Here is a 15,714-nt window from a genome sequence, read left to right on the forward strand (position 1 = left end):
CCAGATCTTCTATCGTCACCATGTGAAACTTCAGCTGCATCTTCCCACCCCCGTATGCACTTATTTTACCATGGTTTTCTCCTCGGGTGAATCTTTTGTCAACAGCTCCGATACTGTCACATAGTTCTTCGAATAACCCCACATCTGTCACTACCTTGATTTCCGGATTGAAGCTGAATATGCCGTTGGCATAGACCACCAAATCCTCCAGCCCAACATAGCCAAGCAGCGATCTAAGCCTGTAAGCAATGTTCCGCACGGATTTCATCGGGATCTCACAGGACTCATCCGGCCACAGGATCAGTGCAAGCTGATTTGCCGTTGCCCGGTTCCCAGCCGTCACCGCAAGATACGACAGCAGCGTATAGCAGCGGGAAGAAATGAAATCCTTTTCGGACAGCGTTCCCTTGCTGCCATGTATCGTGAGCCCATTAAAGCAGTTGATCCGCACTTCCCCTGCAGTAAGCTTCAGCGCTTGCTTTGCGGCCGCCAGGCTCTTATTCAGTTTAATTTCATTTAATTCCTGGGCGACAGCGTAAGCGATTATGAACAGGAACGCAGGATCTGCGCCGTACCGCTTCGGGTTATCTACGCCGATATAACCCTGGTTCAGCCGTTTGGAAAAGGGGACGGCGATTAGGGAGCGAACGCCGTATTGTGTGAAAAAATCATATTCCGCCGGAACTGTCCTGCGCAGCTCCTCGATATCTGTAAAGATCATCGGTTCGCTCCTTTTGAGTGTGGCCACCCATCTCATGAAATTTTTGATTTCCAGATACTGCAGCTTGCCGCCCATGTACTCTATCCCCTTTTGGCACCACTCATAGGTACTCAGGCCAATGCCTGCCGCCCAATCCGCTTCGATAATATATGACTGTCTGCATCGTAAAATTCTGTCGCCGCCTGTAATAAGCCGTTGATCAGTGTGTCAGGATCTTCGTTGCCACGCTGGGCTTCTTCCAGCAGTTTCAGCGCTCTCAAAAAATGACGGGCATATTCCATTTCCATGTGTTCCTTCTGATATGTGCTCATCCTTTTCACTCCCAAAAAAAGATTCGGAGGGTTAGGAAGCGTGAACCCTCCATACACGATTCATCTTCATAAAAGACCACCCTTTCTGTTTTATATTTGTATGCAAGACACTTTGGTAAGTGTTGATACCTGACAGAAACCTATTAGTCAACTGCGTTTCACCTTGGGTTCTATGTTAAGGTCCTTCCCGCAAGGGAAAGTTTCATTCCGTTTTCAGCTTTTCCATAATCATTTTCCGCAGCGGCGCACTCCTGTAAGGATTTTTACAAAGGGAGTATCTACATAGGCCATGATCTTATCCTCATATAACGGTCTATCATTCATCGTAACCACCTCTATTTGTAATTATTATACCGCAAAACACACAGGTATCAATTTGTTTTGCGGTTTATAACCGCAAAACTTTTCTATAACATATTAGGTTGCGGGGTACTACGGTTCCATGCCTTTGTCCTTATTCCGCAGATACCACTCTTCTGGAACAGCCCTTGATCCCATCCACAACGCATACCGTGTGCTGGGCAAAGCATCAATGACCTGAAGTTGAGAACGGTAAGTTTCGGAAATAAATCTGTATGTACAAATCCGGAATCCCCACCTGCCGGAAGCATTTCCTGCTGTCCGACAGATGGGGAGCTTTCATTTGTTCCTTTTTTTCACGATGCTATTCGCTTTTGTGTACGATCTCTTTATACTTCTCTGAGCAAAGGAAATCGAGCAGCCAGCTTTGGGGGACAAAAACCTTTCGCATGTTCGGGATACTTCGGAGGGAACCGGTTCTGCACCAGCATGCCACCGTGTGGGGAGAGTACCCGGTCAGCTCGGAAATCTGCTTTGACGTCAGAACATCCGGATAATCCTCGAGCTTCCTTTTCACATCCGCCAGCTTTTCCGCGCGGCTTTTTCCCTGCAATATTTGCTGCCGGGCTTCCTTCTTTTTGAGAATCTTTTTGTCCGGATAGTTGCTGTACCACCCGTTTGGCGGCTTATAATAGTCCGGCTCTGCTTCGCGGCGGCGCAGATATTCCGCGACGTCCGCTTTGGCAATTTTGTAGCACCGTGTTTTCTTCCCGGTATGCGTACAGGGAACCAGCCCGCTTTTCAGAAGGTAGAGCGAGGTGCGGGTTCCGATCTGGCAAGCCTTCCGAAAATCGGTCCGGCTCATGGGATCCGGATAGGGAGCGAGAAGGGTTTGCAGTTCCTTTCCCAGCCGGTTTTGCGTGTTTCTTTCTTTTTTCATGGTGATGACTCCCTCTGATAAATTGGACCCAGAGGAAGCCGCCAAGTCAACATTTTAGGGATCAGGGCCTTTCCTTCTCCCCGTTATCTTGCGTCTTATCTTGCATTTTTCCAAAAAAGCGTGCGTTTTTGCCTTAAAAGCGGGATCTGCGATTCCTCTCGTACTCATGCGGTTTTTCAGGCTTTGACCTTCCAAAAACCGCTTTACACAGCCCAAAAAACAGGGGACAAACCGACCTCTTTTGACCCGCTTTTTTCTGCCCCGGTCTGTCCGGGAAAAAACTCGAAATGCGGTAGGTCGGCTCAAAACCGGCGCGAGAGTTCGAATCTCTCCATCTCCGCCATGAGGTCTGCCAGCGAAAAGCTGGTAGACCTCTTTCCTTTTTATGGAGAAACCGCCGAGAGGTTTTGTAGCATGGGCGCCACAATATCCTGCTCAATGGCGGCGGCGGATTGTTTTTTCGTGGCATATTGCAGATGCCCGTAAATATCCACCGTTGTTGAAATCTCACTGTGTCCCAGCCACTCCTTTACCTGTTCCATCGGAACACCGTTAGCCAGCAAAAGCGAGGCACAGGTATGGCGAAGATCGTGGAAACGAATGTGCCGTAAATTGTTCTTGGCAAGCAACTTCCCAAAGGTCGAGGACACATAGTTGGGTTTAATAAGATTGCCGATCACATCGACACAGACATATCCCAGATACTCTTTGTTGTAGGCGCGCCCGCACAGCTTGCGATTTTCTTCCTGCTGTTTCTTGGCCTCCAGCAACCGTTCTTTCAAAAAAGGAATCAATGGATAAGTCCGCAGACTGGATTTGTTCTTTGCCTTGTCCTTCTTAATCGTGACCCGTTCTCCTTTTACATTGCAGGTTGTTACCGTATGCCGAATGGAGAAGCAGTTATGGTTGAAGTCAAAGGCACTCCATTTCAGCCCGATAACCTCACTGCGGCGCAGGCCGTAAAAAGCAGTCAGAAGAACTACCAGTTCGATCTTATGCCCCTTGATGACTTCAAACAGATTCAGGACTTCCGAATCCAGATAGTAGTCCCCCTTGAAGGGTTCAGGCTTGGAAATGATAATCCGGTCAGCCGGATTGCTTGGAATCAGATTTTTGTCAACCGCATAATTCAACGCCCCATGAATCAGAGCGTGGTAATGTTTAACGGTGGTCGGCTTGACCCGTTCCAATTCTTTCTCATAAAAAGCGAGAATATCTTGTTTGGTAAGGTCACAAAGGGCGACAGGATGCTCTCGGAAATACGGGGCGATGGGGTTGTTAAGCTGTTGTTCGTATCCCGAATAGGTCGAGAGTTCAATGGGCTTGCTGTCCATCACCCGTCCGGTAGCAGACTTGTACTTGTACTCAAGCCACTGGTACAGGAAATCCACAAAGGAAATCGCTGCGGATGACGGGCCAGACGGAGAAGCCGACTGCTGTGAGGCCATAGCCTCCTGAAGCAGCTTTTCCGTCCATTCCTTTCGGATGGTGGGAAGCATATTGTTTGCCCAGGTCTTATTGCCCTTGACTTTCTTATGGGTGGGAATCCATTTGGGCTTTCTCTTACCGTTCTCATCGGTAAGGTTTAGAACCCAATAGAGATACCCTTTTTTCTCGGCCACATGGCCGGAGATTAGTTTGCTGTTTTCTTGCAGGTGTACCGCTGGCATACTGATCTGTTCCTCCTTGTCGCATACCTACCACCACGCCGCCTTTTTTCAGCGGAGTATCCGCTCCCAAAGGTTCCTGCTTGGGAATACCTTTGGGGTGAAGGTTCAACTTCAATTTATCGCCTCCTTATTTTTCTTTGAGAAAATCCAAACCATCGTATCCGGTATCTAAGAGCTGCCGGATCGTTGGGTTGTGCGGGTCAAGAATATAGCTGTCAAATGCTTTGTCTTTCTCGGAATCGGTCATCCACCGGGCTGAACCATGCTGGTATTGGCCCACGGCTCTGGGTGTCTGAATTTCCGGGGTGATCGTGTCCAGGTCTGATTCATACGGCCTCATGTTGGTCAGGAAGAACATAACCGCCAACACACTTACAAACCCTTGCAGACACAGATACAACATCATGTGCTGGCGGTTGGAAAGTAGGCTGGCAAGGCAGTCCCCGATGGGGAGAAGTGAAAGCCGGGTGATCTCTCTTGTCAGCAGACCGTGAACCGCTGTTGAGAAAAACAGGTTGAGAATCGCGCCGGAAACGAAGATCAGCGCACAAACCATCAATTTAGGCTTTGTTTTCATAATTCCATATCATCCTCAACAGCAAAATCATCCAGAAACGCTTCATTGTCTTGATCCTCAGTCAGCTTGATTGCCTGCGGCTCCGTTTCGCCCATCTGCATGGGAATCAGGACCGGCAATAGATGCTTTTGCAAAAAGTCCTGATCCGCGCAGCGGTCAATGAATGTCCCGAAGGTGTTCAAAAACGGGGTATCCAACGGAGTACAAATCATCAGGTCGCCGCGCTCTTTCCCCATCTTCACAATAAAAGATGCAAGATTGACCGGATCGGGGTCCAGGCAGAACGCTTCATGCAGACCGCCCTCCGCAGGGGCATACCCGATTAGAAAAGGATAGCCGCAAGCAGTATGGTTCTGTTTGGCTGCGCTTATAAGTTCAGGGGTGACAAACTTGGTGAGTTCTTCGGCAGCCTCATTCCTGACCGGCTTATCCAGAAGCCATTCTTTCAAACTTTCCGGCTTAACGATGCCACAGAAGTCATGTCGTTCCCAATGAATGTATTTGCCGGTCAACAGGCTTTCTGCATACACGGCCTGACCTCTGGCTCCATAAATACATCCAAAACCGTTACGGGCATACCAGATGGAGTCGTCGGCAGTCATGTCCTTGCCCTTGCTGCTCACCCCAGATTTGAGAACCAGAAATTGATTTTCGTAGTTGTACTGGCTACTTTCGGGGATGCAGTCATTTATGTCCAGAGGGCGATCCGACTGGCGGATCATTTTCTGATTCTTCACCATATCATCGGATACATAGAGAATCGGGAGTTGCAGAAAAGTAGCCAGGCCAATTTCGTCCTTCATTCCCTGAGAGATGGTGTCGCCCATTACCCAGAGTTCATCGCAGCGCTCCAGCAGTTCGTGACCCATTCGTAAGCCCTGTTCCCGCTGCTCCGGCACTGCGTCATTCAGATATTGCGTGAAAATCGTGTGCGGCGCCAAGGGAATCACGCCGCAGGATGCTGCATAAGCACAGTAGTCCTTTGCCTTTTCCATATTCTTTTCCATATCTCCCCGCAAGGGGGAAGAAATATAGACCAGCCTCAAAGTAACACCTACCTTTCCAAATTAAGCCCATCCACCCAACAGATGGACGGTGCAAAAGTCGATGAAAACTGCCCACCGGCGACAGAACATAGCCCGCAAACCTCTGAGTTTCAAATTTCCAGATCTTCCTCGTCCTCTAAATCACAGGCGCTTTCCACATCGGAACCGTAATCTGTGAACGGCAAAATGTGTTCTGTTCCGTTCTCAACATTTTCCTCAGATTCATACAGCCCCATATCGGCAAATTCATTGTCGGAAACAAGAGTGCCGTCAACGGTACGGAACATCAGCGGCATATAGTTACTGTCCTCGTAATACAGAAACTCATTGGTCGCATACGCCAGTTTTGCAATATCGCCGCCGTGAAAAATGAAGTACGGAATAGTTCGTTTCCCGCTGATAGCCGGATATTTTTTGAGTTCATCGAAAAACTCTTGAAGCTCTGGACAGACATAATGAACGGTCAGCTTGCCGGTTTCATTGCGGGAAATGCGTCCGATCACATCTTTCAACGCATGATCGGCAGTCAGTTGATAGCCAGCCCAGGCAACGGCTGTAATTTGGAACGGCGAAACAGCGCCGTCCGTTTCCTTATAAACCTGCGTGTTATCAAAGTCGTACCGGAGCCATTGACACTCCATATCATCATCCGCCTCTTGGCGCGGCGAAATGTCTGCTTCGATGATGAAGTGACTTCCTTCCAGGTCGAAGTCCAGGATTTTCATTGAAAACTCCTATCTTTCCAAGTCCAGCCCGTCCAGCTCATAGTCTGAAACAGGCGGTTCAAAGGCCGTATCATAGGCCACATCATCGAGCTGCCGGATTGCGTCCAGACGGGCCACCGCCTGCGGATCGGTGACAAGTTCCTGTTCCAGCAGGGCGTCCGCAACGATAGCGTTGGAAACCGGGTCGGTAAAACAAAGGCTTTCACCGTCCTGTGCAGCCTGTTCCACCACAGATTCCGGCAGAATTTCCTCGGCAACAGCCTTCGGCACTTCCAGCCCACGTTTCTTTGTGCCGACGATCTCGTAAATGCCTACGGCGATCTCTCCGCAGGTGATGATGTTTCCCCAAATATCAGGATTCGGGCGTCCATCACGCATACTTTGTCCCTCCATCTTCCTCATAAGGCATATAGGCTATGACGGTGAGGTAATCCGTACCAAGGCGCCGCAAAAGATCATCCTGATGTTCCATGACCTGATCGACGATATGCTCCGGGCAGTATTTCATCAGGTCAGCTACATATTGCCCCACATCCAAGCCAATAGGATGCGCCAGGTATTCTTCGTCCGTCATGCCCTCAAGCTGCTGGTTCAGCCCGTATTTATACATCAGGAAACGGGCGATAGCGATGGTCTGATTTCTCTTGCTGCTCATTCTTGCTATCCTCCAATCTCCATTTCTTCCTGCTGGCCGAACTCCATATCAAAGTCAAACTCCATTTCCTGCTCCCGCAGCTCCGGGATAATGTCCTCGATTTTGTCAAGAATCCGTTCCACAGATTCACGGGCCTCGTTGGAAACATCCTGATCGAGTATGCTCATCTTAACCAAGCCCGCATGAAGGACCCGGAGTTCTTCTTCGGTGAACAGCGCACGTTCATCCACCAAACCGCTCCGTTTGGCGAAATCCTGTCCTGCAAATTCCTTGTTGTAAAAAATCTGGCGGGCCATCATTTCGCCGGAATCCGGGGCGGTGCGGTAGGTGGAGAACACATAGCCAAACAGATGATGCTCCTTGCAGGCGAGAGTCACTCCATTGTATTCTGCCAGCTTATAAGAGCCATTGGGAAGTTTCTCATTGGCGTCAGTATAAGGACAGTCGCGGCAGATACCCGCTTTGTTCGCCGTGTCCTGGGCCGTATCGTTGATAAGGCGAATGAGTTTGTCCTTGACTGTGACAAAGGGGTTCTGGATCACCGTATCGGCTTTGGAGAAATAGGCCACAAGCTGGTTCTTGAAATAAATATCAGCGATGTAATCGGAAGATTGGGACCGCTTCACATCAAAGCCGCGCCGGGCAAGCTGTTCAAAGAACAGCCTGTAAAAATCGGTTTTATTTCGCAATCGGTTTCCTCCTTTCCTGATAACCTTTTCGCTTCATTACATCTTTGAGAACTTCAACGAAAGCAAAAATGCGCTCTGCCGCCGCCTGATTTTTGGGGTAAACCGCAGGCAGCGGCGGGCGCCGCTGTTTTTTCAGATCGTACCATAGACAGCCGCCGTCCCTTCGTTCAGGGAACATACAGGACGGGACAGAGGTGCGCAGGGTATAAGGGCAGTTATGGCAGGGGTGTCCTTTGGGGTATTCATATTGGTGAACCGTCAAATGAGCAATGCCATACGAACCGCTCGGAATCGACACCGGCACACCATTTTGCTTATAGGAAGTGTTCGCTGTTCTCATCCTTTCTCCTTTCTGGAACCGGGTGGCCGGTCACTTTTTTGTTTTTCATAATCATCTGAAAATAGAAAAAGCAGCCCCGCAGGACTGCTTTCTGTATGGCAATATCAATTTTTTCAAGGGACTTTTCTTCCAAAGTCACAACTTTTTCAAGGGACTTTTTCCGGCAGACAGTAGATTTTCATTGAGTTTCATCTGGTGTTCGATGTCAATACTCCGCACTGAGCAGGAAATCCGCTATGTGCATTGTCTTGATTCCCTCATAGTTCCCACCGGCAAATTCGTCTGTTGTGAGAACAAATTTGGGGTAATTATCCGGTATTTCAAGCAGGCGGCTATATTCTCTCTTTTCTGTCTTTTCCGAGTTGATCTCCTGCGTCACCTGAACATAGATTTTTTCGTTTTGTCTGACTGCTACAAAATCAATCTCGCTATCTCCGGTTTTCCCCACATTGACAGTATATCCCCGTCGGCAGAGTTCCAAATATACGATATTTTCAAGGCTGGAAGCAACGCTGTCTGCGTTATAGCCGAGAACACTGTATCGCAAGGCAACATCGGCCAGATAGAATTTTTCCTGCGTTTTCAGGATTTCCTTCCCCTGCAAGTCATATCTGGAACAGCGGTGAAGCAGATATGCCTTTTCCAGCTTTTCCAAATAGCTGTAAACCGTTTCGTTGTCGAGGGATCGCCGTTCTGCTTTCAGGTAATCTGCAATGGACTTGGCGGAAAAGGTGTTGCCGACATTATTGAATGTGTATTTTACGACACGCTCCAACTGGTCGATCTTCCGAACCTGATTTCGCTTTACAATATCCGAGAAGATCGTGGAATTGTATATATCCCGGACAATCGTGTAGATTTCATCCTGAGAATACGCCTGCAAATGCGTTGCCGGAAATCCTCCCAGGCGAACATAATTGGCAAGTTCTGCTTTCGGCTCCCCAACATTGGCGAATTTGCTTTTGAACATCAGATATTCGCCAAAAGACAGGGTAAAAATGCGGAAGGAAATGTATCGGCCAGTAAGATAGGTCGCTATTTCAGAGGACATCATTCTGGAGTTGGAGCCTGTAATATACAAGTCAACATCAAAATCGGATGCCAGTGAGTTTACGACCTTTTCCCAGCCTTTGATTTCCTGAACCTCGTCCAGAAACAGATAAGTCCTTCCTGTGGAGGAAAGCTGATCCTTCAATAGCGTGTAGATCTGCTTTGCCGTCATATCCTCATATTCCATAGAATCAAAACGACAGCTTATAATGCGATCTTCCGGGATGTTTCGTTCCGTTTTCAGCCTTTCCATAATCATTTTCAGTATGGTAGATTTTCCGCAGCGGCGCACCCCTGTAAGGATTTTAACAAAAGGAGTATCTACATAGGCCATAATCTTATCCACATATAACGGTCTTTCAATCATCGTGACCACCTCCATTCGCTATTATTATACCGCAAAACGCACAGGTGGTCAATCAGTCTTGCGGTTTATAATCGCAAAACTTTTCGACAATACATTTATTTGCGGATTGCTATGGTTCCATCCCCTTGTCCTTATGCCGCAGATACCACTCTTTTCGGGCCGCCTTTGACAGTTCGGTACTCATGGCCTTTTGCCGGTCGTCGTATTCCATGTCAAAACTCATAGCAGCCTGCTCCAGCGCTATTAGAATTTCGCAAATCATCTGTTCGGTGAAGTAGGCTTTCCGGGCCTCTGTATATTCAAAAGACTGGACCTCACGGTCTTTGCACAGCATGGTGCGGATCACATCGAGAATTTTATTGGCGATCAGCTTATCGGCCTCTGCCACAGCCTTTTCCTGCTGTTCTTTGATGTGGGTCGGGTCGGTGTCATAGAGCATGGCAAGGCGGGTTTTGCTCTCCACATAGTCCTGAACCAGATTGCGGATGTACTCGTTGTTTTCTTTCAGGAAGGCAACAAAGGCATCCACTTCGACCTTCACATCCTCTGGCAGCAATTTGTAATACAGCCGTCCCTTTTTCGGCATTTTCTCCTTCAGCGCGAACAGGCGTGAGAGAAAGGGGGCAATCTTCATTGCACCAATAACGCTGTCCAAAGGGGAAGTCCCCAGTTCATCATCCGTGATTCGCCCAAACGCTTCACGCAGGCGGCGATATTCCTGCGGGTGAAGCTGTTCCATATACTTCTCAAACTCGTCGATCATTTCGTCTGTGATGGCCGACAGGTGTTCCTTGGCCTGCTGTTTGTCCTCGCAATATGCCTTGATGCGTTCGGCAAAGGTATCCCGAATAAGCTGCTTACGGATTTTATTCGGGATGCTTGGATGGACAAAAGGGACCATTGTTCGCTGATTCTTATTCCAGAACACCACATGGATGTGGGGATAGCCTTTTTCGTTATGGTGGGCAGCTACCCATTGCAAATCCTGCACCCGGATTCCATTGAACTTTGCCAAGGTCAAAATGTGGCAATCGATATAGTCCTCCCACGCTTTGTGATCGGACAGCCCCAATTCGGCGGCCGTTTCAGGTGAAAAAGAGATAATGCCACGATACATATTGACCCGACGATAGGAAAGCTCCCGAACCAGGCGGGCGGCTTCCTGCCAGGTGTCAAACTCTTTGACCGCCCCCGGCTCCAGCTTACCGAACAGCCCGTGGCGCATCCCCTCATTTTTCACGGCACCGGGACGAGTTGCAATGTAACCGATATGTGCATAGTTGCCTTTCGGTGTTTTCTTATAGTTGGGGTGCCGGTGCCGCTGCTTATAAATCAGAATCGACACGGGACCCTCCTTGTACGGCATGGATGGCTTTCCGCATTTCCTCGTCATCCATGAAAGTGCGTAGTGCATCTGCGTTTTTCTGATTGGCGAATGCCAATGCCCGCTTTCGGGCCGCCGACTCGATTTTTTCAAAGGACGAATAGCGATCTTGGTCAATGAGGTCTGCGATTATGGCGATATTAGCATAATAGCCCGCAGCAGATATGATCGTCAGGCGATTTATCAGTCCGGCCAACCGGTTCCCCAGGGCTTTGAGCTGCCCGCTGAGTTCCTGCCGGATGACCCCGTTTATCATGTCAATATTTTCGGCGGTGGTTTCCAAATCCAGATATTCGTCAATCGCCCTGCGCACTTCTTTGGAAAAGTCCGTCCCGTTCCTGGCCGCCAGCTTATTGAGCGCCCGAATGGTATCCTCCGGCAGATGGAGCGTCTTGCGCTCTGTTTTTATGGGCGATTCCTTCAAATCAATCCTCCCTTCCAGCAGAAAAGGCGCCGGTTCATCCGGCGCTCTGACAAAATGCTTTTCACATTCTAACCATTCTAACCATTCTAACCATTCTAACGCAGAGGATGGTTAGAATCGGTGGGTAGAACGGATACAAAGTGCGGTATGACAAAAATCACACCAGAATCAAAAAATCATACTCTTTGAAATCCTCAAAACACCGTTGAAAGCACGGCTTTCAAGCTGTCAGCCCGCCGTCAGGTATGACGGCTATTCCTGCCTTAACCGAGAACCGCAGGGCGTGGCCTGCGGATTCCGGTTGCGGGGCGCCCCCGCAGGGGGGGCGGGCAGGTACAGATGAAAAGAAAAGTGCGGGCTGTCACAGTTCAAAGTCATCTTCCAGATCTTCTTGGGCGGGCGCCCACTCGGTAAAAATCTCCGCCATGATTTCGTCCTTTGTTCCTCGGACAGAGCAGCCCTCATTGGCGTAGTCCTCCAGATTGGAGAGCCGTTCAGGGATGCGGTAGAACGCAAACTGCCGTCCCGGGGTCTGAATGAACAGCCGCATTTCATACCCGTCCTTCGGGTTCATTGCGTCCATCAGTTCATCCAGGGTTCCAACCCGTTCGCAGGCTTCGTGCAGAATGGAGTGCAGCATATCTTTGGGGATCTCCGCAGACCAGAGAGAGTAATCGTCTTTCCCGTGACAGGTGATGGTCTGGACTTTTGCAAAGGCAATCCGGTCGATCTTCTCCAGCGCAGAGTTCAAAATTGCCTCGGCCTCCGGCGGATGGTGGCCGCAGAGTTCCATATCCACCACAGTTCCCACGGCCTCTGCTTCTTGTTCGGTCAGAACGATGTCCACTTTTTTCTGTTCATAGGTATTTCCACGGCCATTGAGCATCAGGGAACATTCGGCAGCAAATCAATGGCGCCGCCTTTGACTCCATCATCAGGACCCGTCCATTGGAAAAAGCGATTGTTTTCGGGGAAGATGTAAAGCCCGCCGCTGTGCTTTATGTGGACAGCTTTGCGGCCTGCCTTTTCCGGCTCATATCCATAGCCACGGGCCAGGGACAGAATATCCACGCTGTTTGCCTTCCTAATCCCTCCGTTTCTTCCTGCAATCGCTCCAAATACTCGTCGATGTCCAGTTCCTCATACTGAAATTGGAGCGATTCAACGATTGCCGGGTTGCAGTCCTCCGGCAGATGCTCCTTTACAGCATCCTGAACATCCCGGATTTCCCCCAGGAATCCCCAGCAGCTATCCACCTCTACATCTTCCTTGAAAAGCTGGAATCCATAGCACTGGTTGGTCAGGTAGTAATCGTACTCCTTGACTTCGGCTTCCAGGGTTTGACGAACCTTCTCCAATATTTCAGGGGTGATTTTCCCGTGTTCTTGCTCGATCATCGCTTTATCTGCGTAGATCCAGCCAACCTGACCGGAATCCCACGGGCAAGAAAAGCCGCAGGTGTTCATGGTGATCCCGCTGTGATCGTACAGGTAAAGCGGAAGAATCACCATGCCATCCATTTGTTCTACCAGCGAAAACAGTTCGCCGGTGGTGAGGGCAGAAAGGCAATCATCCAAAAACCAGTCCGGGACTTCATCTTTCAACGAGGCCGCATAGCTGGAGGACACATACCAATCGCTGTCTGAACTCCAGTGCTGATTCTCCCGCAATTCCCACTCCCGCGTGGAGCGATTATATTCCAATCGGGCATCTTTGGCCTTGCCAGATTTGAGAAATGCAAAAACCGGATTGTTCCGGTCATGGCCGCTGGAGTATTCAGAAAACAGCAGGTTCCGCAGGAAATCGCTTGGCTCATCATAATCGTGCTTCTCGCCCAGGCTGTATCTGCTATGCCAGCAGACCATTTTCCCCAGGCAGTCGTGATCCTCACGAGGGTTCAGAGGGGTATCATCATCCAGTATGAAAAGGGTGTAGGGCGCCATTGTCGCTGTCATCGGCATATCGCTTCACCTCCCTCCAGACAGGTCGATTCGCTTAGTTGGCGCCGTGGCGGTTGCGATACCAGCCAAAATAGAAAAGGCCGCCAATCATGGCGGCGGCAGCGGATACGCTCAAAATTGCTTTTTTCATATTGGCTCCTTTCAAAAAACAGATTTACAGTTCCATATCCTGTTCTTCCTCACAGTCCAATACAGGGCTGTCCGGCGGGGACGCCCCATGTTCTTCAAACTGCTGTCGGGTCTGAATCGCAGCGGACAGTTTGGAAAGCAGGTCAAACATTTTGGTGCTGTTCCGGCTGCCTTTGAAATAGCGGTAGTTCCATTCTCCAATTTGGGGGTCGTACCGGATACTGTGAAGCGAATTGATGATCCAGCCCTGTGTTTTGAGAGGAACAGGAATTTCATGCTCACGAAAGAGCTGCATAATGAGAGATTTGCCGTTGATCTCCCGGTTTATCACCTCCTTTCCCGCCATAATATTTCCTTCGGCCTCACGGATGGCGGAATCGTAACGGGCCTGTCGTTCTTGTGCCAACTGCTGTTCACGGGCGTCTTGCTGCGCCCGCCTTTCATTAGCTTGCCGCTGCCGTTCCGCAGCAATGGGGGCATTGTGGGCTTTTGCTTCCTCGTACCGTCCAAGCAGATTGGCAAATCCCAGATCAGCCCACCGGTCCAGGGCTTCCATACTCTGATTGAAAACCCTCTCGATCTCACCCCGGATGCCATGCTCCAGCGTGGGCAGCCATTTCAGGACTTCCTCAAGCCGGTGCCGCTGGTCAATGCCCACCATAAACCCGTCACATGGAATATAAACTGTTTGGAAGAACTCCCGTTTCTTCTCCATTGTGTAGAGTTCAATGCCGTTTTCGTTGTAGAAGCGGTAGTAGTAGTGCTTGTTGCCCATCAGGTCTTTGGCAAAGACCCGGTTCTCGTCTTTTTCCTTGGGCGGAAAGATGTCCTTTTTCTTTTCATCCGGTCGGGTATAGCGTGGAGAAAGACCGGTGCGCTCCAAACTGTCTGCAATCAGCTTTTGGACTTTTCCTTGGCGGGTACGCTCGAACAGTTCCTGCCGCTGTGCTTCAGAAGTGGCGTCGTGAACAAAGGCTATCTCCGATTCCGGCACACCCTTTGCCAGCAGCACATTGGTTTCGATCACATAAATCCAGGCATCTTCATCGGAAAGATTTTCCTTGACGATACAGGGAAGTTCACGGTTCGCAATGGCTGCGGCGTTCTGCCGGTTATGACCGGCCAGCATTTCATAAAATGCCGTTTGAAATTGCCTCTTATCTTCAATGGAAAGGCGAGGAAGTTCCCGATCTTCTCGAGCCGGTTATTGTTCAGGAGAAAGAATCCGATCTCTGTATCTCTGACGCAGACAGTGACGTCCTTTTTGAGGCAGAACGATTGCCAACGGAATACGGACATACCGACACGCTAAAACGCCAGTAACAAAACAACATGCATTGGATTACTTGGAACGCATGTATCCACAAGCTCTGCCTTACTTGAATTACAATATTTCTGACCTGTGCTGTGAAAAACTAAAGAAATCGCCTTTAAAGCGCATGGCAAAGCATATGCAAATGCAATGTAGCATTATTGGAACATTGGCAGAAGAAAGTCAAATCCGAAAAAAAGATTGGATTACCAATGGTTCCAATATCTTTTTTCAAAAGAAAGATAACCAATGCCGACCATTATCTTTTTGGACAACCCAAGACATATGGAACTACATTAAACTTTACAAACTTCCTGTTTCAGATTTATATAATCAAGGCTATCAAAGAAATGGCTGCATGTATTGTGGCTTTGGATTGTGCTCAGAACGACGAAAATTTGGAATCAACCGCTTTGAACGGCTGGCGCAGACACACCCAAAGCAATATGAATATATGATATCCCGGTGGGCATCACTTTTCACGGAGTGTGGGATCCCCTATTGAAATTATTTCCGTTACATTTATATTATATTATTTATGTACGTTAAAAAGGACTTCTAATAGTGTAGCCCCCTGTCAAAATAGAAAGCAGATGATTCAAACGATGTATACTTTCTCAGTTAAAGGTAAAATGATATCTTTTTCTGGGTTTTGAAGTAAATGTGCCTATCATCTATCTCAACAGTTTCTCTGACGAGGACCAGATGGTGTGATGTCGCACAGGCTACTGGCTGTCCACCATTTACTTTGGCGTCGATCGGTGATCTGGACTGGAACCACGACATAGCATCCTGAGACAGCCGGCATGATTTCAATTGACAGGGTTAACCTCTATCTCCGGGATTGGCTCTGATTCGGGTGTGGCAGACAGCTCCAGCTCTGTTATCAGAGAGGTTTCCCGTTCTGAGAGATGATTCAGCGGCACACCGTTTGTATAAATGCTTGCACATGTGGGGATCTTCTGTTATACTGATACTAATTGATATCATGTTATATCAGAGGCGAACGCAATGGATGCCAGCTTGTTTGCCAAGATGCTCTCCGACAAAAGCATCATCGACCTGAAAAAACTTGGCTACAAATACCCTCAGGCTGATCTGAAAGAATTTGTG

General features: G+C 49.0%; 19 protein-coding genes. 2 read left to right on the forward strand and 17 right to left on the reverse strand.

Features of this window, described 5'->3' with window-relative positions; genetic code table 11:
• From B5F35_RS15790 to B5F35_RS15880, 17 genes are all read right to left on the reverse strand, one after another.
• The coding region (locus B5F35_RS15790; protein WP_140401255.1) for an AfsR/SARP family transcriptional regulator at positions 1–796 on the reverse strand (796 nt) is incomplete at its 3' end.
• 35 nt (positions 797–831) lie between these two features.
• A complete protein-coding gene (locus B5F35_RS15795; protein ID WP_087242542.1) occupies positions 832–1,032 on the reverse strand; it encodes a hypothetical protein in 201 nt (66 codons plus the stop codon).
• Positions 1,033–1,696: 664 nt separating this feature from the next.
• Positions 1,697–2,272, reverse strand: coding sequence for a helix-turn-helix domain-containing protein (locus B5F35_RS15800; protein WP_087242543.1), 576 nt, complete (start codon positions 2,270–2,272; stop codon positions 1,697–1,699).
• Between the two features lie 383 nt (positions 2,273–2,655).
• A complete protein-coding gene (locus B5F35_RS15805) occupies positions 2,656–3,942 on the reverse strand; it encodes a tyrosine-type recombinase/integrase (RefSeq protein ID WP_087242544.1) in 1,287 nt (428 codons plus the stop codon).
• A 127-nt stretch (positions 3,943–4,069) separates the two neighbouring features.
• A complete protein-coding gene (locus B5F35_RS15815; protein WP_087242546.1) occupies positions 4,070–4,519 on the reverse strand; it encodes a TRAG family protein in 450 nt (149 codons plus the stop codon).
• Positions 4,516–5,565, reverse strand: coding sequence for a DUF7768 domain-containing protein (locus B5F35_RS15820; RefSeq protein WP_330396278.1), 1,050 nt, complete (start codon positions 5,563–5,565; stop codon positions 4,516–4,518). The genes B5F35_RS15815 and B5F35_RS15820 overlap by 4 nt, the downstream gene beginning before the upstream one ends.
• Before the next feature lie 110 nt (positions 5,566–5,675).
• Positions 5,676–6,290, reverse strand: a complete 615-nt coding sequence (locus B5F35_RS15825; protein ID WP_087242548.1) for a hypothetical protein — start codon at positions 6,288–6,290, stop codon at positions 5,676–5,678.
• A 9-nt stretch (positions 6,291–6,299) separates the two neighbouring features.
• Positions 6,300–6,668: a hypothetical protein gene (locus B5F35_RS15830; RefSeq protein ID WP_087182914.1), complete on the reverse strand. Its 369-nt coding sequence runs from the start codon at positions 6,666–6,668 to the stop codon at positions 6,300–6,302.
• Positions 6,661–6,945 carry an aldo-keto reductase family protein gene (locus B5F35_RS15835; protein ID WP_025544410.1) on the reverse strand — a complete coding sequence of 95 codons (285 nt, stop codon included), beginning with the start codon at positions 6,943–6,945 and terminating at the stop codon, positions 6,661–6,663. Before B5F35_RS15835 ends, B5F35_RS15830 begins: the two co-directional genes overlap by 8 nt.
• A gap of 5 nt (positions 6,946–6,950) precedes the next feature.
• Entirely contained in the window at positions 6,951–7,634 is a 684-nt protein-coding gene (locus tag B5F35_RS15840) for a hypothetical protein (RefSeq protein WP_071434875.1), read from the reverse strand.
• On the reverse strand, positions 7,624–7,974 hold the full coding sequence (locus tag B5F35_RS15845) for a hypothetical protein (protein ID WP_087242549.1): 351 nt from the start codon (positions 7,972–7,974) through the stop codon (positions 7,624–7,626). The genes B5F35_RS15840 and B5F35_RS15845 overlap by 11 nt, the downstream gene beginning before the upstream one ends.
• Before the next feature lie 205 nt (positions 7,975–8,179).
• Entirely contained in the window at positions 8,180–9,391 is a 1,212-nt protein-coding gene (locus B5F35_RS15850; protein WP_025544412.1) for an ATP-binding protein, read from the reverse strand.
• A 109-nt stretch (positions 9,392–9,500) separates the two neighbouring features.
• A complete protein-coding gene (mobP3, locus tag B5F35_RS15855; protein WP_242969562.1) occupies positions 9,501–10,736 on the reverse strand; it encodes a MobP3 family relaxase in 1,236 nt (411 codons plus the stop codon).
• The gene (locus tag B5F35_RS15860) at positions 10,717–11,199 is read right to left on the reverse strand and encodes a ribbon-helix-helix domain-containing protein (RefSeq protein WP_087242551.1); all 483 of its coding nucleotides are present in this window, start codon (positions 11,197–11,199) and stop codon (positions 10,717–10,719) included. Before B5F35_RS15860 ends, mobP3 begins: the two co-directional genes overlap by 20 nt.
• Before the next feature lie 361 nt (positions 11,200–11,560).
• Entirely contained in the window at positions 11,561–12,085 is a 525-nt protein-coding gene (locus B5F35_RS15865) for a hypothetical protein (RefSeq protein ID WP_206424060.1), read from the reverse strand.
• 112 nt (positions 12,086–12,197) lie between these two features.
• Complete coding sequence (locus B5F35_RS15875) at positions 12,198–13,160, reverse strand: hypothetical protein (RefSeq protein ID WP_242969563.1); 963 nt, start codon at positions 13,158–13,160, stop codon at positions 12,198–12,200.
• A gap of 154 nt (positions 13,161–13,314) precedes the next feature.
• Positions 13,315–14,418: a ParB N-terminal domain-containing protein gene (locus B5F35_RS15880; RefSeq protein ID WP_206424061.1), complete on the reverse strand. Its 1,104-nt coding sequence runs from the start codon at positions 14,416–14,418 to the stop codon at positions 13,315–13,317.
• Between the two features lie 8 nt (positions 14,419–14,426).
• Here B5F35_RS15880 and B5F35_RS18540 point away from each other — a divergent pair, with 8 nt between their 5' ends.
• Both B5F35_RS18540 and B5F35_RS15890 read left to right on the forward strand, forming a co-directional pair.
• Positions 14,427–14,612: a hypothetical protein gene (locus B5F35_RS18540; RefSeq protein ID WP_140401256.1), complete on the forward strand. Its 186-nt coding sequence runs from the start codon at positions 14,427–14,429 to the stop codon at positions 14,610–14,612.
• Positions 14,613–14,635: 23 nt separating this feature from the next.
• Entirely contained in the window at positions 14,636–15,106 is a 471-nt protein-coding gene (locus B5F35_RS15890; RefSeq protein ID WP_140401257.1) for a phosphoadenosine phosphosulfate reductase domain-containing protein, read from the forward strand.
• Positions 15,107–15,714 lie beyond the last annotated feature (608 nt).

It is taken from the genome of Anaeromassilibacillus sp. An200 (assembly GCF_002160025.1).
In the GTDB taxonomy this organism is placed as follows: Bacteria; Bacillota; Clostridia; order Oscillospirales; family Acutalibacteraceae; genus Caccousia; species Caccousia stercoris.

Excerpts from the sequence above, each read along its gene's own strand:
- B5F35_RS15795 (WP_087242542.1), bottom strand. The coding sequence starts at position 1,032 with ATGAGCACATATCAGAAGGAACACATGGAAATGGAATATGCCCGTCAT.
- B5F35_RS15800 (WP_087242543.1), bottom strand. The coding sequence starts at position 2,272 with ATGAAAAAAGAAAGAAACACGCAAAACCGGCTGGGAAAGGAACTGCAA.
- B5F35_RS15805 (WP_087242544.1), bottom strand. The coding sequence starts at position 3,942 with ATGCCAGCGGTACACCTGCAAGAAAACAGCAAACTAATCTCCGGCCAT.
- B5F35_RS15815 (WP_087242546.1), bottom strand. The coding sequence starts at position 4,519 with ATGAAAACAAAGCCTAAATTGATGGTTTGTGCGCTGATCTTCGTTTCC.
- B5F35_RS15825 (WP_087242548.1), bottom strand. The coding sequence starts at position 6,290 with ATGAAAATCCTGGACTTCGACCTGGAAGGAAGTCACTTCATCATCGAA.
- B5F35_RS15830 (WP_087182914.1), bottom strand. The coding sequence starts at position 6,668 with ATGCGTGATGGACGCCCGAATCCTGATATTTGGGGAAACATCATCACC.
- B5F35_RS15835 (WP_025544410.1), bottom strand. The coding sequence starts at position 6,945 with ATGAGCAGCAAGAGAAATCAGACCATCGCTATCGCCCGTTTCCTGATG.
- B5F35_RS15845 (WP_087242549.1), bottom strand. The coding sequence starts at position 7,974 with ATGAGAACAGCGAACACTTCCTATAAGCAAAATGGTGTGCCGGTGTCG.
- B5F35_RS15850 (WP_025544412.1), bottom strand. The coding sequence starts at position 9,391 with ATGATTGAAAGACCGTTATATGTGGATAAGATTATGGCCTATGTAGAT.
- B5F35_RS15865 (WP_206424060.1), bottom strand. The coding sequence starts at position 12,085 with ATGCTCAATGGCCGTGGAAATACCTATGAACAGAAAAAAGTGGACATC.
- B5F35_RS15875 (WP_242969563.1), bottom strand. The coding sequence starts at position 13,160 with ATGCCGATGACAGCGACAATGGCGCCCTACACCCTTTTCATACTGGAT.
- B5F35_RS15880 (WP_206424061.1), bottom strand. The coding sequence starts at position 14,418 with ATGCTGGCCGGTCATAACCGGCAGAACGCCGCAGCCATTGCGAACCGT.
- B5F35_RS18540 (WP_140401256.1), top strand. The coding sequence starts at position 14,427 with ATGCCGTTTGAAATTGCCTCTTATCTTCAATGGAAAGGCGAGGAAGTT.